The organism is Couchioplanes caeruleus (assembly GCF_023499255.1).
GTDB lineage: Bacteria > Actinomycetota > Actinomycetes > Mycobacteriales > Micromonosporaceae > Actinoplanes > Actinoplanes caeruleus_A.
This window is the reverse complement of sequence record NZ_CP092183.1, coordinates 2,080,041-2,097,160: the sequence shown is the minus strand read 5'-3', so window position 1 is coordinate 2,097,160 and position 17,120 is coordinate 2,080,041. Positions and strand designations below refer to the sequence as shown.

At 71.0% G+C, this 17,120-nt stretch carries 19 protein-coding genes and 3 tRNA genes; 16 read left to right on the top strand and 6 right to left on the bottom strand.

The window, feature by feature from the left end; genetic code table 11:
• Positions 1 to 13 precede the first annotated feature (13 nt).
• Positions 14 to 1,279, bottom strand: coding sequence for a precorrin-6y C5,15-methyltransferase (decarboxylating) subunit CbiE (cbiE, locus tag COUCH_RS09940; RefSeq protein WP_249611771.1), 1,266 nt, complete (start codon positions 1,277 to 1,279; stop codon positions 14 to 16).
• Positions 1,280 to 1,585: 306 nt separating this feature from the next.
• Between cbiE and COUCH_RS09935 the strand changes: the two genes are divergently transcribed.
• The 3 genes from COUCH_RS09935 to COUCH_RS09925 are packed head-to-tail and all read left to right on the top strand — an operon-like array spanning position 1,586 to position 4,429.
• Positions 1,586 to 3,097, top strand: a complete 1,512-nt coding sequence (locus COUCH_RS09935) for a ferredoxin reductase family protein (RefSeq protein WP_249611770.1) — start codon at positions 1,586 to 1,588, stop codon at positions 3,095 to 3,097.
• A 27-nt stretch (positions 3,098 to 3,124) separates the two neighbouring features.
• Positions 3,125 to 3,670 carry an FMN-binding protein gene (locus COUCH_RS09930; protein ID WP_249611769.1) on the top strand — a complete coding sequence of 182 codons (546 nt, stop codon included), beginning with the start codon at positions 3,125 to 3,127 and terminating at the stop codon, positions 3,668 to 3,670.
• 9 nt (positions 3,671 to 3,679) lie between these two features.
• Positions 3,680 to 4,429: an FAD:protein FMN transferase gene (locus COUCH_RS09925; RefSeq protein WP_249611768.1), complete on the top strand. Its 750-nt coding sequence runs from the start codon at positions 3,680 to 3,682 to the stop codon at positions 4,427 to 4,429.
• Between the two features lie 16 nt (positions 4,430 to 4,445).
• On the opposite strand, the gene COUCH_RS09920 is transcribed toward COUCH_RS09925, so the two are convergent.
• Positions 4,446 to 5,633, bottom strand: a complete 1,188-nt coding sequence (locus tag COUCH_RS09920; protein WP_249611767.1) for a GNAT family N-acetyltransferase — start codon at positions 5,631 to 5,633, stop codon at positions 4,446 to 4,448.
• Between the two features lie 269 nt (positions 5,634 to 5,902).
• Here COUCH_RS09920 and COUCH_RS09915 point away from each other — a divergent pair.
• The 6 genes from COUCH_RS09915 to COUCH_RS09890 all read left to right on the top strand — a co-directional run bounded on the left by COUCH_RS09915 (position 5,903) and on the right by COUCH_RS09890 (position 8,683).
• Positions 5,903 to 5,975, top strand: a tRNA-Gly gene (locus COUCH_RS09915).
• 37 nt (positions 5,976 to 6,012) lie between these two features.
• A tRNA-Cys gene (locus tag COUCH_RS09910) sits at positions 6,013 to 6,083 on the top strand.
• 15 nt (positions 6,084 to 6,098) lie between these two features.
• A tRNA-Val gene (locus COUCH_RS09905) sits at positions 6,099 to 6,173 on the top strand.
• Positions 6,174 to 6,242: 69 nt separating this feature from the next.
• On the top strand, positions 6,243 to 6,701 hold the full coding sequence (locus tag COUCH_RS09900; RefSeq protein ID WP_346015977.1) for a hypothetical protein: 459 nt from the start codon (positions 6,243 to 6,245) through the stop codon (positions 6,699 to 6,701).
• A 115-nt stretch (positions 6,702 to 6,816) separates the two neighbouring features.
• The gene (locus tag COUCH_RS09895) at positions 6,817 to 7,488 is read left to right on the top strand and encodes a DUF4232 domain-containing protein (protein ID WP_249611765.1); all 672 of its coding nucleotides are present in this window, start codon (positions 6,817 to 6,819) and stop codon (positions 7,486 to 7,488) included.
• A gap of 460 nt (positions 7,489 to 7,948) precedes the next feature.
• Positions 7,949 to 8,683 carry an LPXTG cell wall anchor domain-containing protein gene (locus COUCH_RS09890; protein WP_249611764.1) on the top strand — a complete coding sequence of 245 codons (735 nt, stop codon included), beginning with the start codon at positions 7,949 to 7,951 and terminating at the stop codon, positions 8,681 to 8,683.
• 98 nt (positions 8,684 to 8,781) lie between these two features.
• On the opposite strand, the gene COUCH_RS09885 is transcribed toward COUCH_RS09890, so the two are convergent.
• A complete protein-coding gene (locus COUCH_RS09885) occupies positions 8,782 to 9,735 on the bottom strand; it encodes a ketopantoate reductase family protein (protein WP_249611763.1) in 954 nt (317 codons plus the stop codon).
• 85 nt (positions 9,736 to 9,820) lie between these two features.
• Here COUCH_RS09885 and COUCH_RS09880 point away from each other — a divergent pair, with 85 nt between their 5' ends.
• Both COUCH_RS09880 and COUCH_RS09875 read left to right on the top strand, forming a co-directional pair.
• Positions 9,821 to 10,390 carry a TetR/AcrR family transcriptional regulator gene (locus tag COUCH_RS09880; RefSeq protein ID WP_249611762.1) on the top strand — a complete coding sequence of 190 codons (570 nt, stop codon included), beginning with the start codon at positions 9,821 to 9,823 and terminating at the stop codon, positions 10,388 to 10,390.
• Between the two features lie 72 nt (positions 10,391 to 10,462).
• Positions 10,463 to 11,851 (top strand): glucose-6-phosphate dehydrogenase, encoded by a 1,389-nt coding sequence (locus COUCH_RS09875; protein WP_249611761.1) that lies wholly within the window; start codon positions 10,463 to 10,465, stop codon positions 11,849 to 11,851.
• Positions 11,852 to 11,899: 48 nt separating this feature from the next.
• Here COUCH_RS09875 and COUCH_RS09870 read toward each other — a convergent pair whose 3' ends face one another.
• Positions 11,900 to 12,526, bottom strand: a complete 627-nt coding sequence (locus COUCH_RS09870) for an AAA family ATPase (protein ID WP_249611760.1) — start codon at positions 12,524 to 12,526, stop codon at positions 11,900 to 11,902.
• 93 nt (positions 12,527 to 12,619) lie between these two features.
• Here COUCH_RS09870 and COUCH_RS09865 point away from each other — a divergent pair, with 93 nt between their 5' ends.
• The 5 genes from COUCH_RS09865 to COUCH_RS09845 all read left to right on the top strand — a co-directional run bounded on the left by COUCH_RS09865 (position 12,620) and on the right by COUCH_RS09845 (position 15,853).
• Complete coding sequence (locus tag COUCH_RS09865; RefSeq protein WP_249611759.1) at positions 12,620 to 13,249, top strand: histidine phosphatase family protein; 630 nt, start codon at positions 12,620 to 12,622, stop codon at positions 13,247 to 13,249.
• 72 nt (positions 13,250 to 13,321) lie between these two features.
• Positions 13,322 to 14,059: a methyltransferase domain-containing protein gene (locus COUCH_RS09860; RefSeq protein WP_346016003.1), complete on the top strand. Its 738-nt coding sequence runs from the start codon at positions 13,322 to 13,324 to the stop codon at positions 14,057 to 14,059.
• On the top strand, positions 14,056 to 14,391 hold the full coding sequence (locus tag COUCH_RS09855) for a hypothetical protein (protein ID WP_249611757.1): 336 nt from the start codon (positions 14,056 to 14,058) through the stop codon (positions 14,389 to 14,391). The genes COUCH_RS09860 and COUCH_RS09855 overlap by 4 nt, the downstream gene beginning before the upstream one ends.
• Positions 14,391 to 15,194 (top strand): nitroreductase family protein, encoded by an 804-nt coding sequence (locus COUCH_RS09850; RefSeq protein WP_249611756.1) that lies wholly within the window; start codon positions 14,391 to 14,393, stop codon positions 15,192 to 15,194. The genes COUCH_RS09855 and COUCH_RS09850 overlap by 1 nt, the downstream gene beginning before the upstream one ends.
• Positions 15,195 to 15,202: 8 nt before the next feature.
• The gene (locus tag COUCH_RS09845; protein ID WP_249611755.1) at positions 15,203 to 15,853 is read left to right on the top strand and encodes an isochorismatase family cysteine hydrolase; all 651 of its coding nucleotides are present in this window, start codon (positions 15,203 to 15,205) and stop codon (positions 15,851 to 15,853) included.
• Here COUCH_RS09845 and COUCH_RS09840 read toward each other — a convergent pair.
• On the bottom strand, positions 15,843 to 16,127 hold the full coding sequence (locus COUCH_RS09840) for a YybH family protein (RefSeq protein WP_249611754.1): 285 nt from the start codon (positions 16,125 to 16,127) through the stop codon (positions 15,843 to 15,845). The genes COUCH_RS09845 and COUCH_RS09840 overlap by 11 nt on opposite strands.
• 24 nt (positions 16,128 to 16,151) lie before the next feature.
• Entirely contained in the window at positions 16,152 to 17,045 is an 894-nt protein-coding gene (locus COUCH_RS09835) for a hypothetical protein (protein WP_249611753.1), read from the bottom strand.
• Positions 17,046 to 17,120 lie beyond the last annotated feature (75 nt).

Below are 17,120 nucleotides of genomic sequence, written 5' to 3'. Positions count from 1 at the left end.
CCATCGCCACCCGTCATCGCTTGACCACGGACCAGATCGTCACCGGCATCATCGCCCGCCATCCGGTGAAGCCGCCGACCGGCGAAGCCCGGTTCACGGCCACCCGGGTCAGCTCCCCGCCCAGCTTCGCGTACCAGGCGGCGATGACGGCCTCGGACTCGAGCGTGACCGCGTTCGCCACCAACCGGCCGCCCACGGGCAACGCGTCCCAGGCGGCGTCCAGCACCCCGTCGCGCGTCACGCCGCCACCGATGAAAACCACGTCGGGCGCCGGCAACCCGGCAAGGGCGCCGGGCGCACGCCCCTCCACAACCCGGAGATCGGGTACGCCCAGAGCGGCCGCATTGGCCCGGACACGCCCCGCCCGCTCGGGGGACGACTCCACGGCGACAGCCCGGCACGCCCGGTGACTGCGCATCCACTCGATCGCGATGCTCCCGGAGCCCGCCCCGACGTCCCACAGCAACTCGCCGGGCTGAGGCCCGAGAATCGCCACGGTCACGGCGCGCACTTCACGCTTGGTCAGCTGCCCATCACTCTCGTACGCGTCGTCCGGCAGCCCGGGAACCACGGGCCGAGCGGCACCCCCGCGCCCGCACTCGACGGCCACCACGGTCAACGGATCCAGCCCGGCCGTGTCCAGACTGTCCGCCGTACCGCTGACGACCGTCTCCCCGGCGCCGCCGAGCTGGGCCAGCACCGTGATCGTGCTGTCGCCGTACCCGCGGTCCCGCAGCAGCGCGGCGACCAGTCCGGGCGTGTCGGCGTCGCGGCTGAGCACCAGCATCCGCCGGCCCGGGTGGACGAGCGGATGCAGCTTCTCCACCGCAGCGTTCACCAGGCTGAGCACGTCGACATCGGCGAGCGGCCACCCGAGCCGAGCCGCCGCCAGGGACACGGACGACGGATGCGGGATCACGCGCAGGGCATCCCGGCCGACGAGCCGGACCAGCGTGGCGCCGATGCCGTGGAACATCGGGTCGCCGCTGGCCAGGACGGCGATCCGGCGCCCACGGTGCTGTTCCAGGAGGCCGGGAAGAGCCGGGAGGAGCGGCGAGGGCCAGGCGATCCGCTCACCCGCCACCCCCGCTGCTGCTGCCGCGCCCGCCCTCGCCGGGTCCGGCCTTCGGTCGAGGGGCGGCGGGAGCAGGGCGAGCTGACGGTCGCTGCCGAAGATCACGTCGGCGGCGGTCAGCGCGGCGATGGCCGTACCCGGGAGCCCGGCCCACCCGTCCGCGCCGATGCCGACCACGGTGAGGCCGGCGGGGTTCTCAGTCACGCCGTGACCGTAGCCGCCGGCCCGTCGCGACGTCCCGACCGGACCGCCCGGCGATAACTCCGTCACGGCCGCACTGCCGCCGCCCGTCATCCGCGTCCGCCCACGCACCAGCGACACCGCGCAGGCCGGCCGGCGCCCATCCGGGGTGTCACTTTTTCGGTCCGGCGTTGAGCCTTCCCGCCCCGCACCGCGTAGTACCCGTCGACGGCCTCCCGAGACCGGGTCGTCACGTTCGCCGCTGGGGGGTGGCGGCCGACGCGGAAGATGACTGCCGGGCGGGTGAGATCGATGGCGCGACCAGGGCCGATGATGTTTGAGACGTTCGCGGATCAGCGTCCGGCGCCGGACTTCGCCGACCAGCGCCCCGCGCGGGACTTCTGGGAGCAGCCCGACCTGAACGAGGGCGTGCCCCGCGGCGACATCGTGGTCGAGGCGCCGGACGACCCGTCGGGCTGGCACGGTTCCGGCCCGGCGATCGCCACCGACGACCGGCCGCCCGCCGAGGCCACCTCGGGCAACCGGCTGCTGACGGTCCTGCTGTTCTTCGCCGGCCTGGCCACGAGCCTCGCGCTGTGGCTGTTCGAGACCGAGGCGGGCACGGTCAACGACACCCCGACCCTGATGATGGCGATCGGCCGGATCACCGGCCTGGCCGGCGGTTACGTCCTGTTCATCCAGCTGCTGATGATGAGCCGGGTGTCCTTCCTCGAGGAGTGGGTGGGCGCCCGCGACCTGCTGCGCTGGCACCGCTGGCTGGGCGCGTCCCTGGTCGTGCTGGTCGGCGCGCACGTCGTCTTCATCGTGTACGGCTACGCGCTGACCGCCGAGACGGGCGTCGTCGACCAGGGCTGGACGATGATCACCACGTTCCCGGACATGATCGGGGCCACGGTCGCCACCGGGCTGCTGGTGTTCATCAGCTTCATCTCGATCCGCAGCCTGCGCAGCAAGCTGCCGTACGAGCTGTGGCACCTGATCCACCTGACCGGTTACCTCGTGCTGGTGCTCGGCTACGGCCACCAGATCGCGATGGGCGCCAACCTGTCGGGCAGGTTCGCCGACATCTTCTGGCCCGCGCTGAGCGCGCTGGTCATCGCGGCCGTGGTGTGGGGCCGGCTGATCGAGCCGGTGTGGCTGAACGTCCGGCACCGCTTCGAGGTGGCCGAGGTCGTCGCCGAGGGCACGAACACGTTCTCGATCTACATCGACGGCCGCCGCCTCGACAAGCTGCCCGCGCAGGCCGGCCAGTTCATGCGCTGGCGCTTCCTCACCCGCAACGGCTGGTGGCAGTCCCACCCGTTCTCGCTGTCGGCGGCGCCGAACTCGGAGTGGCTGCGGCTCACCGTCACCGCGGTCGGCGGCCACACGGCGAAGCTGGCCGAGATGGAGCCCGGCACGCCCGTGTGGGCGGAGGGCCCGTTCGGCACGTTCACCGCGCAGCGCCGTACCCGTCGCCGCGCGCTGTTGATCGCCGGCGGCAGCGGCATCGCGCCCATCCGGGCGCTGCTGGAGGACATGCCGCCGGACACCATCGTGATCTACCGCGCCAGCCGCCCCGATGAGCTGGTGTTCCGGGAGGAGCTGGAAGACCTCGCGGAACGCCGGGACGCCTGGGTCCGCTACATCGTGGGCTCCCGAACCGACCCCGGCCCGCGCCGCTTGTTCACCTCGAACGGGCTGCTCGGCCTGGTCCCCGACGTGAACCGCCGGGACGTCTACCTGTGCGGGCCGCCCGGCCTGGTGGGCGCGGCGGTGCACACGCTGCGGGAGCTGGAAGTGCCGGACAGCCAGATCCACCTCGATCCGTTCGAGTTCTGAAGCCGAATCCGTAGCCCGGGAGTTTTCATGCGACGCAGCACCGCAGCAGCCGTTGGGACGTTGACCGGCGCCGCCCTGATCGTGGGCGTACGCCTCAGCGTGTCCGCGCCGGCCGTGCCGACGGCCGCGCCGCCCGCCGTCGACCTGGCCGGATCCGGTCAGGATGCCACGCCCGGCCCGATTAAGAAGCCGTCCTCGAAGAAGCCGGCGAAGAAGGACGCCGACGATGACGCGGACGACGCGGGCTCGTCGTCCGGCGACGCCGGCTCCTCGTCGGGCGAGGCGGGCGGAAGCGGGCTGAAGGACGGCGTCTACAAGGGCGCGGCGGTCCGGAACCCGTACGGCACGATCCAGGTCTCGATCAAGGTCCAGGGCGGGAAGATCACGGCGGCGGACGCCACGTACCCGACGACCGGCGAGAGCGCCACGATCAACCCGCCGGCGGTCTCGGCTCTCAAGCAGGAGACGCTGAAGGCGCAGAGCGCCGAGGTCAACGCGGTCTCGGGCGCCACGTTCACCAGCGAGTCGTACGTCAAGTCGCTCCAGGCCGCGATCGACGACGCCAACGCGTAGATTGCGCCCATGCACCACGTCGAGCATGTGATGGGTACGGTCGTCAGCATCGACCTCGCCGACGAGCTGCCCCCGGCGACGCTGGAGACGATGATCGCCGACGTGTGCGCGTGGCTGCACGAGGTGGACCGCCGCTTCAGCACGTACCGCGACGACAGCGAGGTCAGCCGCTTCCGCCGCCAGGAGCTCACGCTCGAGGAATGCTCGCCGGACATGCGGCACGTCCTGGAGGCGTGCGCCGACCTGTGGCGCGAGACCGACGGCTACTTCGACGCGTACGCGACCGGCCCGCTCGACCCCTCCGGTTACGTCAAGGGCTGGTCCGTGGAGCTCGCGTCCGCGCGCCTGGCCGACGCGGGCTCGGTGCGCCACTGCGTCAACGCGGGCGGTGACATCCGCGTGCGGGGGCTGGCCGCCTCCGGCAAGCCCTGGCGGGTGGGCATCCGGCACCCGTGGGAGGCCGACAAGCTGAGCTGGGTCCTGTCGGTCACGGACTGCGCGGTGGCGACCTCGGGCACCTACGAGCGCGGCGACCACGTGGTGAACCCCCGCTCGGGCAAGCCGGCGCGAGGGCTGCGCTCGGTCACGGTCGTGGGTCCGGACCTCGCCATCGCCGACGCGTACGCGACAGCCGCCCTCGCCATGGGCGAACCGGGCATCGGCTGGCTCGCCAAACTGGTGCCGGACGGCTACGAATCCGCCGCGGTGACCGAGGACGGCCGCGCCTTCAGCACCGCCGGCCTGCCCGCCGCCGTCTGACCGCCGGGCGCTCATGTCAGAAGTCCGCGAACAGGTACGGCATCTTCTTCGGGAACAGCGCGCCGAGCGCCTCCGCCGCCGGCGCCTCCACCCGGCCGAACCCGCGTATCACCACCTCGACCGGATCCAGCACGCCGTACGCCAGCGCCGAGATCCCCTGGCACGTCAGCGTGGCCTGGGGCTCGTCCCCGGTCACCTCCACGGTGAGGGAGCCGGCCTCGCCGGTGAGGCGGTAACGCCCGGCCAGCAGCTCGTCGTCCACCACCTCGACGGTGACGCCTGCCTCCGCCCCGGCATGCAGGCCGTTCAGCGCGTCGATCGACAGCAGGCGCACCATCGGGCCGCCCATGCGCGGGTACTCCACGCGGCCCTCCGTGACGACGGCGAAGTCCGTGCCCCACAGCTCGGGCACCTCGTCCGTACCTGTCTTCAGCCGGACGCGGGCCACCTGGTCGACGTGCCGGGCGAAGAATTGCAGCAACAGAGCGCGGCCCATCGGCCCCGTCGTGAGCAGGTCGTCGGCGACCAGATCTCCGCCGTATTCGTCGATCCGGTAGATCACGGCACCGACCACCTCACCCGCTACGCGAGCGATGGCCACCCACCGCGACGGACTCTCCCGGAACTCAGCCGTCCGCGTCTCGTCGTACACCGAGAAGCCGTGCCGTTCTTCCAGCAGCCGCAGCGTCAGCGCGTTGAAGTCGTCGAACCCCTCCGTCATGTGCACCCGCTCCACCTCACCCGGCAGATCGGCCCTGAGCAGGCCTGACAGCCCTTCGGGAGCGAAGGTCACGGTGCGCACGCGCGGAACACCCACGTATCCCAGGCGTCCGTAGAAGGAGGGCCGGAACGGATAGAGCGCGCTGACGGCACACCCCTGCTCACGCATCTGCCCCATGAGCCGCGTCAGGAGCTCCCGCACGAACCCCCGCCGCCGAGCCGATGGATGGCTCGTGACGGAGGCGACGCCGGCCATGTCATGAACCACGCCCCGCACGTTCTGCCGCATCGGGAACGCGGCGGCTCCGGCGAGCGTCTGCCCGTCCTCCTCGGCGATGAGGCTGGTCGCGGTGCGGTAATACATCATCCGGCGGGCGTACGTCTCACGCTCGGCGTCGGTCCAGGGCGAGGGCATGAACCCGTACGCCTGCAGCGGGAACATCGTGCCGGTGCGCTCGTCGGCGGTGACCTGTCGGATCTCCATGGGCCCCATCCAACCCGGAAGGGCCGGGTGCCCGCTCGGTTGTTTCTCCGGCCTGTGGATAACTTCCGAGCGATACGGCCCTGAGCTGGCCCTTCACCCATCTGCACCTTTTGCGGCCTTCCCTCGCGCCCGCGCCTCTGACCTGCACCGACGCGGCCGAAGGCACCGAGCTGCGGACCGAACGCGACGCGCCGGGGGACCCCGGTTTGGCAAGGCGCGGGCGGACCCGCTAATGTTTCATCCGTCGCCGGGGGAACCCGGAAGGACAAGCGGACGTAGCGCAGCTGGTAGCGCATCACCTTGCCAAGGTGAGGGTCGCGGGTTCGAATCCCGTCGTCCGCTCGGAGAGGCCGCCACAGGTTACGTGCGGGGTCAGCTCGGTGGAGTGGCCGAGAGGCGAGGCAACGGCCTGCAAAGCCGTGTACACGGGTTCAAATCCCGTCTCCACCTCGGCATCAAGATCGAGGGCGATTGGCGCAGCGGGAGCGCGCTTCCTTGACACGGAAGAGGTCACTGGTTCGATCCCAGTATCGCCCACCACAGTTTGTGCAGCTCAGCGGCTCGCTACCGGACCACCGGTAACGGGCCGTTTGCGTTGCACCGCTTACGGTGGGAGCGGAAGACCCATCCGATAGGGGGCGTCGACGTCGGCGCCCCGACAGCCCCAGGGCATGGCGGGTTGGTTCGGCCACCGCGTTCGGTCACCCACAGCGTCGGGGCTCCGCCGACGTGCCCCACGGGGCCAGGGTGCACGGGGCCGGCGGGTTCGTGGGGACAATCCTGATCGGGTTGCTCGCCACCGCAACAGTGACCGGCGGCTCGCGTGGGCGGCAAGCGCTGGCGGTGGCGGTGGTCGCGGCGTACTCGTTCGGCACCACCTGGCTGATCGCGGCCGTGCTCATCCGGACGGTCCGGGTCGACCAGGACGACGAGGACGGCGGTCTCGCTTTGGCGGCGCACGCCGAGGCCGCGTGGGACCTGGTGCCGCACGCCGCCGGCGGCTGTCGCACCGCGAGCCGCCCCAGCCGGGCCGGATCGGCACGACCGAGCCGGTGGCGCCCGGCTTGACACTGATTTCACAACGTCATTCGTTTGTGCCAGTGCGTGAAGGTCAGGGGTTTCGCGGGGCACGGGCACGGCAGATTGAGCGGCACCACATCCGCTCTCCCGAAGGATCGAACCGATGCGCCCGATGCTCCTGGCCGTGCCCGCGATTGCCGCCGCCGCCGTGTTCCTCGGTGCGTGCGACGCGCCCTCCACCGCAACGTCGGCGCCCGCCACGACCACGTCGACCAGCAGTGCTCCGGCGGGTGCAGGCGCAGGCAGCACCACAACCACCGGCACCACAACCAGCAACTCGAAGACCGGGGACACGAAGACCACGAGCACCAGGACGACGACCGCCGCACCCGTCTGCCGGACCCGCGATCTCACCGCGGTCGTCACCTGGCAGCCGCAAGGCGACACCACCCAGACCCACCGGGGGTTGGTCACCCTCAGCAACAAGAAGAAGAACAGCTGCACGGTCGAGGGCTGGGCCGCGATCTCGCTGGTCAACGCCGCCGACGAGGTCGTGCCGGTCAAGAGCAGCCAGGTGAACCAGCCCGGCAAACCGGTCAAGATCACGTTGCGGCCGGGCGGAAGCGCATGGGCCGGCATCAAGTGGACCGCCTGCGACAAGGGCGACTCGTCTTGCGGTGCCGGCAACACCCTGCGCTTCAACCTCGAGGCCTCCACCGACGGTGACGTCGCCCACCTGGAGGGCTTCCCCAACCCGGAGGACAGCGACATCACCATGAAGCGCCTGCAGATCGGCTCACTCCAGCCGAGCAACCAGGGCGTAGTCGCCTGGTAACGGCGGAAGCCGGGGCCTCACGGCCCCGTACGCCACTCTCCCGCCGGGCTGGTCCGACCAGCGGCAGCCGAGAGGGGCGGCGCATTCCGCGAACAGGTCGAGTGCTACCTCACCGGACCCGCGCGAGTTACGGCCGTCCGCTCCTGCCGCCGACCGTACGCGGCGGTCTCGCGGCAAGCCGTCACGCGATGTAGCGGAGAAGGGGCCGGGCAGACGCATGCTCGTGCCGAGCTTCGTCGAAGGAGCCAACGGGATCAGTTTTGTACGGGTCAACGACGACGAGGACGTGCTTTCCGGACCGCTGGGGTCGCATCGACGAACGTAGCCGTCCCGCGCCTGGCGCGCTGCGGTGTGCCCCGAGGCGCCATCGGTGTGAGGTCCGGCAAGGCAGCCCGGTGGCCTTCTTGCCGATGGCCGCTAGTATCTCGATGCTTCGGACTGCAACGGGGGGAAGACCCACATGCGACACAGGATTTCGGCCGGCGTCGTCGTGGCGCTGGCGTTGTTGATCCCGGCGGCACCGGCGGCGGCTCAGCCGGGAACGCCCGGGCTCAACGCGGCCTGTCAAACGGTGGAGCGTGAGGCGTACAAGGATGTTCGCCAGCTTGTGACCCTCGACCTCGACACCGCCACCGATACGGAGGTGCGGGTGCTGGCCAACCAGATCCTGGCCGCGGCGGAGGCCGACTCGTTGCCCGTTCTGCCTGACGCCCTGCAGGCGCGGATGGACGGCACGCCGGATGAGCTGCGGGCGTTCCTCAGGACGGGCGTGCAGACGGCCTGGTTGACCGGTCTGCGAGTCTCCGTGGTCCGGACGTTGACGGGCGCGGGCACCAACGTGCGGGCCGCCGCGCAGAAGGTGCTCGACGACGGGACCGTCGACGCGTTCCTGGCTTACCTGAACGACGGTCTGTATGCCGCACGTGCGCTTGACTGCGCGTCTCAGCCCACGCCGACGCCGAGCGTCACGCCCGGCGCCACGACCGGTGCACCCACCCCGACTTCCTCCGCCGGCCCGAGCGCCACCGTCGGCGATGGCGGTGGTAGCGGTGGGTCTTCCGGCGGCGAGGACGGTGGGCTGCCCGTGACCGGTGCCGCCGCCGGGACCGTGGCCGGCATCGGCGGTGCGCTTCTCCTCCTCGGCGGCGCCGGCTACCTGATCGGACGCCGACGCCGTTCCCGCTTCGTGGCATAGCCGACTCGCCGGCATTGTCGTCGGGCTTGCCGGCCGCACCGCAGAGCTGTGGCGACCCACCTCTCGAGTCGAAGGGTCAAGCCGCGGGCTTCGAAAGGCTACGCGCGGTTCTCGGCGCTGAAATAGCGCTCGGCTGCCTCCAGTCGCGGCGCGGACACGCCCAGGCGGCGCGCTTCGGCCAAGGTGTCGCGGCAGACGGAGCGCAGTTCCTCGGGGTTGGCGTGAGCCTCCATCACCGTACGCATCGGCGGGAAGTGGGCGAAGAGCCAGGCGAGCGCCGGCGCCGTCAGCCAGACGGGCGCTGTGAACGGCAGGAGCTCGCCGCGGTGCTGTCGCAGGTCGACGCCGCGGGCTTCGAGGAGGGGCAGGAGTTCGCGGGTGGCGAGGATCGCTTCGCGTACGTGGCGCGGTTCTCCCGCCAGCCCGGTGAGGGAGCCCAGCTTCAGGCTCTGGGTGTGCAAGCCCGCGTTCTGGACGAAGTGGATCCACAGCCAGCCCCGGAAGTCGGCGCTCTCCCGGAGTTTGAACCCGGCCTGGCGGAACGCCGCGCGCACGGCCTGCTGACGCTCGGTCGGCGGCCCGTCGAGGGTGCCGAAGTAGACCAGGGGCAGCAGGGCCGCCCGTAGGACGCCGTCGTCGCCGAAGCCGCCACCGGCGCCGGGGAAGCCCCAGGCCACCTGCTCGGCCGGAAGGGCGCCGATCGCGGCCGGCGGCTCGACCCACAGGTTGTTGAAGACGAGCACCGTGGCGTCGCCCACGCGGGGTCCCAGGAAGGAGGCGGCCTCGGCGAAGTCGTGGTGCTGCACGCTCAGCACGATCAGATCGAAGTCGTGGTCCGGCTCCAGTGATTCGCGGTAGCGCACCGGCCACTTCTCGGTGACGCGCTGCCCTCGCCACCGGCGCCGCGCGTCGAGCAGTTCGAGATCGATCACGTTTCCGTACGTCGCCGCCCTGCCGGGGCGTACGTAGAACTCGACCTCGTGCCCGGCCCGTTCCAGCGCCCATCCGTACGCCGCGGCGATCACACCCCGGCCGAACATCAGAATCTTCATGCGCACCTCGTGGGCGGCTAAAATCGGAGACTGTCTCCGGTTACAAAATATGGAGACGGTTTCCGCTTGTCAAAGGAGGCTGCTGGTGACCGCCGCCAAGCCGCTGCGCGCCGACGCCCGGCGCAACCGCGAGGCCCTGCTCGCCAAGGCCCGTGAGCTGTTCTCCAACGGCTGCTTCGACCTTCGCTTCGACGACTTCGCACGGCTGGCCGGCGTCGGGACGGGCACCCTCTACCGGCACTTCCCCACCCGGGAGGCGCTGGCCGAGGCGGTCTACCGCGAAGAGATCACCGCGATGTGCGCGCACGCCCGCGAGGTGAAGGCCACACTCCCCGCGTCAGAGGCGCTGGAGGCCTTCCTGCGCGACTTCGTGCATCATCTGCAGGCCCACGAGGGCCTGGCTCGTACGCTCGAGACCCTCATGACCACCCGCTCAGGCACCCTCGCCGACGGCGGCCGGGAGCTCGGCCTGGTCATCACCGAGCTGCTGGACGCAGGCGTACAGGAAGGCACCATCCGTGACGACGTCGGAGCCGGCGCCGTGCTGATGGCCTTGCAGGGCATCTGCGGGGCCTGCGGCCGACCGGGCTCCCGGGCGGACGCGGACGGCGCCGTCACCCTCATAGTCGACGGCCTGCGCCGCCGGGCAGCGTGACGGACGGAACCGTCGAGCGCCGGCCGCCGCCGGGACGGTTAGCGACGTCGTGGGCGGGGGATGGTCCGGGTCATGACGACGCAATCCGTGGCATCGGCCGACAACGAACAGACTTTGCTGGTGCTGGGCGCCAGCGGCGATCTCACCGCACGCCTGTTGCTGCCGGGGCTGGGCGGCCTGCTGGCCGAGAGTCCCGACGACAAGCTGTTCCTCGTGGGCAGCGGCAAGGACGACTGGACCGACGAGCACTGGCGTCAGCGGGTGACGGAGGCCTTCTCGTCGGCGACCGGCCCGCAGGTGACGGCCACGGTGCAGAGCACGCGTTACCTCCAGGCCGACGTCACCCGGCGGGAGGACCTCGAGCGGCTGCTCGCCGCCTGCCGGGGGCAGGTGATCATCTTCTTCGCGCTGCCGCCGGCGATCACCGCGAAGGCCTGCCAGGCGCTGACCGGGGTCACAATGCCCGAGGGTACGCGGCTGGTGCTCGAGAAGCCGTTCGGCGTCGACGCCGCCAGCGCCGAAGCGCTCAACAAGCTGCTGGCCACGCTCGTACCGGAGGATCAGATCCACCGGGTCGACCACTTCCTGGGCAAGTCGACCGTGCTCAACATTCTGGGCCTGCGGTTCGCGAACCGGCTGTTCGAACCGGTGCTGAACGCCGAGCACGTGGCGAGCGTCGACATCGTCTTCGACGAGAGCCTGGGCCTGGAGGGCAGGGCCGGCTACTACGACACCGCCGGTGCGCTCGTCGACATGGTGCAGAGCCACCTGCTGCAGGTGCTCGCGCTGCTCACCATGGACGCTCCCCCGTCCGTCGACGCGCGCGAGCTGCGCGACCGCAAGGCCCAGGTGCTGCGCGCCACCCGGTTGTGGCACGACGACGTGCAGGCCTGCAGCCGCCGGGCGCGGTACACGGCGGGCGAGATCGACGGTCGCCGCCTTCCCGCGTACGCGGACGAGGCGGGGGTTGAGGAGAGCCGGGGTACGGAGACCCTCGCGGAGGTGGTGCTGGCGGTCGACACCTGGCGCTGGGCGGGAGTGCCGTTCCGGCTGCGCTCCGGCAAGGCGATGAGCGCGACCCGCAAGGAAGCCGTCATCACGTTCAAGCAGCCCGCCCGCGTACCCGACGGGCTGACCGGCTACGACCGGCCGGACCGGCTCCGGATCGGTTTCGGTCCCGACCGGCTCGCCCTGGACCTCAACATCAACGGCCCCGGTGACCCGTTCGAGATCGACCCGGTGACCCTCGATGCCGAATTCGGTCCCGGCGAGCTGGCCGCGTACGGGGAGGTGCTGCGCGGAGTCCTCGACGACGACCCGAGCCTGTCGGTCCGCGGCGACACCGCCGAGCAGTGCTGGCGGATCGTGGACCCGGTGCTGTCCGCCTGGCGCAAGGGAGCGGTGCCGCTGCTGGAGTACCCGGCCGGCAGCCACGGCCCGGAGGACTCCCTGCTGTCGTAGGTGCTTGGCCGCGCCGGATGGCAGGGTCGCCGAGGCCGGCGGGCCCGGTCAGGTCGGCGTGCGTCCGGGACCCTGGCTTCCGGTCGCGCGAGTCGAGGTCAGCAACGTCATGAACGCTTGCTCGATGATCTGGACCGGCGGCTCCTCGCCGGTCGAGGTGTCGACCGTTGTGACGGCGTCCACCCCGGACGGCGGACGGAAGATCAACGGGTCCATCTCACCTCGGGCGAACAGCGCTGCGAGCTGTTGGTCCACGGCTGACCCGCCCGACGCGCGACCCCGCAGCCGGTTGCCGATCACTGCTTTGTCGGCGACCACGTGCAGGGCGAGAACTCGAGCCTGGCAGTCGCGCAGCGCATCGAGCAGCTCTTTGGGCAGCACCGAGGATTCCACGACGAAACTCACCCGGGAGGAGGCCAGAAGCCGCGCCGCGTCGATCATCACCGCCTCGGCGCGGCGGCTCAGGGGACCGCCGGCGATGTGGAAGTCAGGGCCGAGGTGCACGGTACCGTTCTCTGCCACGCGAGCCGCGGACAGAGCGAGACCGGTTTTGATCGCATCCCGCGTCAAGAACGGCACCCCCAGATGGTGTGCTGTTGCGGCTGCGACGGTGGTCTTCCCCGCTCCGGGAGAACCACATACCGCCACGACCACAACCCCATCCGTCTTCGACATCGGTTGATCGTGCCAGGGTCTCCGCCCGGACCGACGCCCCGTTACGCTTCCCGGGCATCAGCATCCCGGCGGACGGAAGGAAGGGCGCGGGTCTTGCGTACCGTCCATGTCATCGCTCATCCGGAAGCGACCCACCACGTCGAGAGGACGGTCGGTGGGTGGCACGACTCGCGCCTGACCCCGGCCGGCGAGCACGCCGCCCTCTTGATCGCGCAGGCGTTGCGGAACAGGATTCCTCCGACGGCGAAGGTGCGGCTGTTCTCCTCTGATCTGCAACGTACCGCGCAGACCGCCGCGACAATCGCCGACGTGTTCGACGTCGAGCCGATCCTGGACAGCCGGCTTCGGGAGAAGTCCTACGGCGATGCCGAGGGCAGGCCCCAGGAGTGGCTGGACGAGCGATTCCGCCCGCCGCCGGCGGACGGGGACCGGATGGGCCACCACGAAGGTGTGCCGGGCGCTGAGACCAAGGCAGCGTTCGCGAAGCGGATCTATGCGGCCATGGACACCGTTCTGGAAGATCCTTGCGACCATCAGATCGTCGTGACCCACGGCTTTGCCGTCACCTTCGTCCTGACGTCGTGGATCGGGATGCCGATCGATTCGCTCGGGTACGTCAATTTCCGGGCCGCCTCGGGCAACATCACCACGCTGCACGAGGACGACTACTTCCACAACCGCCACGTCCTCACGCTTGGCGACACCGGCCACCTCGCGGGCTGACCGGCTTCTCGTCGCAGGGGCGTCGCTTCTGCGGAGTACGCCGGGGTGCGAACCAGCCGGCGGCAGCGCAGGATGGGGGCGGTGAGGGGGACGCGGGTTGATGGTGGCATGACGCGTGCGAGGTTCGCCCGGCGAGACTCCGAGGCGCGGGAGTTCATGGACTTTCCCGACTGCGATCCTGACCGGCTGGAACGGACGTATCAGCAGTTCCGCACCATCAACCGGCTCGTGTCCGGCTGGCGGCGCATCTACCGGCGGTGGATCCGGCCGCGTCTCGACGCCGAGCGGCCCACGACGCTGCTGGACGTCGGCTTCGGTGGCGGGGACATCGCTCGTTCCATCGCCGGGTGGGCGGCCCGGGACGGGCTGGTGCTGCGGACCACGGCTGTCGACCCGGACGAGCGCGCGCTTCGTCATGTGCGCGGGCTGCCGGATTGCGGGGTTCGCTTCGAGCGGGCGTCGAGTGCGGATCTGGTCGCGCGGGGTGAACGGTACGACCTGGTGGTGTCGAACCATCTGCTGCATCACCTCGACAAGGCGGAGCTCGAGGCCTTGCTGGCGGACAGCACGGCGCTGTCGCGTCATCTGGTCATCCACAATGACTTGTCGCGGGGGCGGGCCGGTTACGGCCTGTATGCCGTCGCCACGCTGCCGTTCGCCCGTGGTTCGTTCATCCATCAGGACGGGTTGCTCTCCATTCGCCGCAGTTACCGGCAGCGGGAACTGCAAGCGGTCGTTCCGCCGGGATGGCGCGTGCGGCCGATGTTCCCGCAGCGCCTCCTGCTGACCCACGAGAGGGCGCACCCATGAGCGGACGGGCGACGGCTCTGATCACCGCCGCGGCCCTGAGCTACGCGAGCAACGTCGCCTTCGGCACGGCCGTCGCCGTGGGGGCGATCGACAATCGGCGTATCCGCTGGGTGCACCATGCGCTGTATGTCGCGACCTCCTCGCTGACCGCCGTCGCGCTGGCCGCCAGTGCTGTCGAGCGCCGGGGCGCCGGCCTCGCGCTGCTGCCCGCGGTCGGTCCGCTCGTCGCGCTGCCGTACGCCGGAGGGCGGCTTCGCCGGCATGCCGTCCTCGCCGGGTCGGCGGCGCCCGCGTTCGCCACCGCCCTCGTTCTGACCTGGAGGAGACGCTGATGGAGTTTCTCGATGTGGTGCGCCGCCGTAAGACGACCAACGGTCCTTTCCTGCCCGACCCGGTCTCCGAGGAGCACCAGCGACTCCTGATGGAGGTGGCGGGGCGCGCCCCGTCGCAGCTGAACAGCCAGCCGTGGCGGTTCGTGATCGTGGAGGAGCGGCCGACGATCGAGGCCATCGCGCGGATCAGCGGGGAGAGCATGACCGCGGCGATGTCCAACGGGACGTTCTTCGAGCGGTACAAGCCGTACTTCCGCTTCAGCAGGGAGGAGATGGAACGGCGTCGCGACGGGATGCTGTTCGACCGGCTGCCCGCGCCGCTGCGCCCCTTCACCGGTCAGGTGTTCACCTCCCGGGGACAGAAACTCATGAACGCCCTGCGCGTGCCGCAGAGCCTCGGTGAGGAGAACCGCAAACTCGTTGCGGGCTCCCCGCTGCTGCTCGGCGTGATGCTCGACCGATCGGAGTACCGGCCCGGAGAGTTGTCCTCTTTCTATTCGGTGTTCAGCATGGGCGCGGCGATGGAGAACGTCTGGCTCACGACCGTGGAGCTCGGCATGGGCATCCAGTTCATCTCCTTCCCGATGGAGGTGCCCGGGCGCTGGGACGAGATCGTCCGCCTGCTCCGGGTGCCGGACGACCTCGAACTGATGGCCGTCTACCGTCTGGGCTATCTGCCCGAGGAGCAGCGGCGGCCCCCGATCGACTGGACCAGTGAGCAGCGCAAACTGCCCTCGCAGTACGTCTTCCGCGGCACCTGCGCCACCCCGCAGGAGGGCTGGGACCAACCGGCGGCCCGATGAAGCGCCGAGTGCACGCCTGGAAGATCGAGCAGCGGGAGTACGAGCGCCAGGAAGCCCGACGCGGTCGCCGGCACGCCTTCACGTCGCTCGTACCGGCACGGACCGCGCTGGTGGTCGTCGACATGGTGCCGTTCTTCGTGGAGGAGAACGAGTACACGTACGGCATCGTGCCGAACATCGCGCGGCTCGCGGATGCGCTGCGGGCAGCCGGCGGTCTCGTGGTCTGGGTGCTGCCCGGCACCGTCGAGCCGTCACCGCTCGCCCGGGAGTTCTTCGGCCCCGAGATCGCCGGCATGTTCTCCCGCAGCGGTGGCGAGGGGCCACTGCGGTCCCGGCTGTGGCATGAGTTCGTGGTGCACGACGCTGATCTCCTGATCGAGAAGACCGCTGCGAGCGCCTTCTTTCCCGGCTTCTCCCCGCTGCCGGCGCTGCTGCGCGAGCGCGGCATCGGCACGGTGCTGATCACCGGGACTGTGACCAACGTGTGCTGCGAGTCGTCGGCGCGCGACGCCAGCACGCTCGGGTATCGGGTCGTCATGGTGGCGGACGCGACGTCCGCTCCGCGCGACGAGGTCCACAACGCCACGCTGCACACGGTCTACCGCAGCTTCGGCGACGTGCGGGCGACCGACGACGTGCTCGCGCTCATCAGCGGATAGGGCCGCGGATCTGCCCCTTGTCGATCACCCAGAGCCAGGTGCCGTCCGGTTGGCGCCGGGCCACCTCGGCCGCTGCGCCGCCGTCCTCGTCGTCGAACCAGGTGCTGGTCAGCGCGAGGTCGCCGGAGATCATGGCCGGTTGCCGGTTGCCCACGCTGAAGTGCGGGCGACGGGCGAGGACGGCGGCGTACTCGGCACGGATGGCCTCATGGCCGGCGACGACGCCGTCGCCGCCCGGGCCGGCGACGACGGCATCGGGCTCGAACAGCGCCACGATGCCGTCGAGGCTGAGCCCGCCTCAGTCGGGGAACCGCAGCTCCCGGGCCTCGACCTCGATGCGGGACCACCCGGCGCTCATCTCGCCGAGCGCCTCGGTGTGCGTGGCCGCGAACGTCGTCAGGCGCGGCAGCGCGGCCTCCATCACGGCGCCGGCTTCGCGCGCCCGGCAGCGGGCGTCGGCGGCGGCCGCCCGGCGTTCGACGGTGACGGCGTCCGGCCAGCCGGGCAGGCGGGCCGGGACGGTCCTGGCTCCCACCGGCACCGCGGGGAACGCCTGCTCCACCCGGGCCTGCAGGGCCGGCAGGCCGGCCGCGTCGAAGCCTTGGGCGTGCAGGCAGTTGCGGTAGTCGGCCGGCAGCATCGGCGCGGCCGCTGCCTGGACCCGGCTGAGCTCCGCGACCAGGGCGGCGGCAAGGTGCTCCTGACCTTCGGGGGCGAGCCGGGCGGTCGTCGCCGTCGCCGTCGCCTCGCAGCGCTGGGCCGCCACCCAGGCGGGCCCGGATCCGCGCTTGGTCCTGGCCATCCACCTGGCGTAGTGCTCGGCGTTCACGGCCTTCAGCACGAGCAGCTCCAGCTGGCCGGCGATGTCGAAGTCCGCGCGGGCGGGGGCGAACCCGAGGAGGTCGCCCGGGGCGACGTACGTGCGCTCGCTGACCGGCGTGAACCCCCTTGCCGGGTAGTCGATGCCGGCGCGGCGGCGGCACTCCCCCGCCGCGATCTGCGTGAGCTTCCAGGCCCGCTCGTCGGCGGCTCGCCGCTGGGCCGGAGTGCCGTAGATCCGGGTGACGACCGAGGCGTAGACGGTGGAGGCCCGATCGTGGGTGACGGCCGGCTCCTCGGTGCGGCAGGCCGTCAGGGCACCGGCGAGGACGAGGGCCAGGCAGGCGCGTACGGCACGTCCGGGGATGTCCATGGCGGCACCGTAACGGCGGCTCAGGGGCGCCGAGGCGCAGGCTGGCCGACCCGTCACTCGAACGGCGGCCACGGC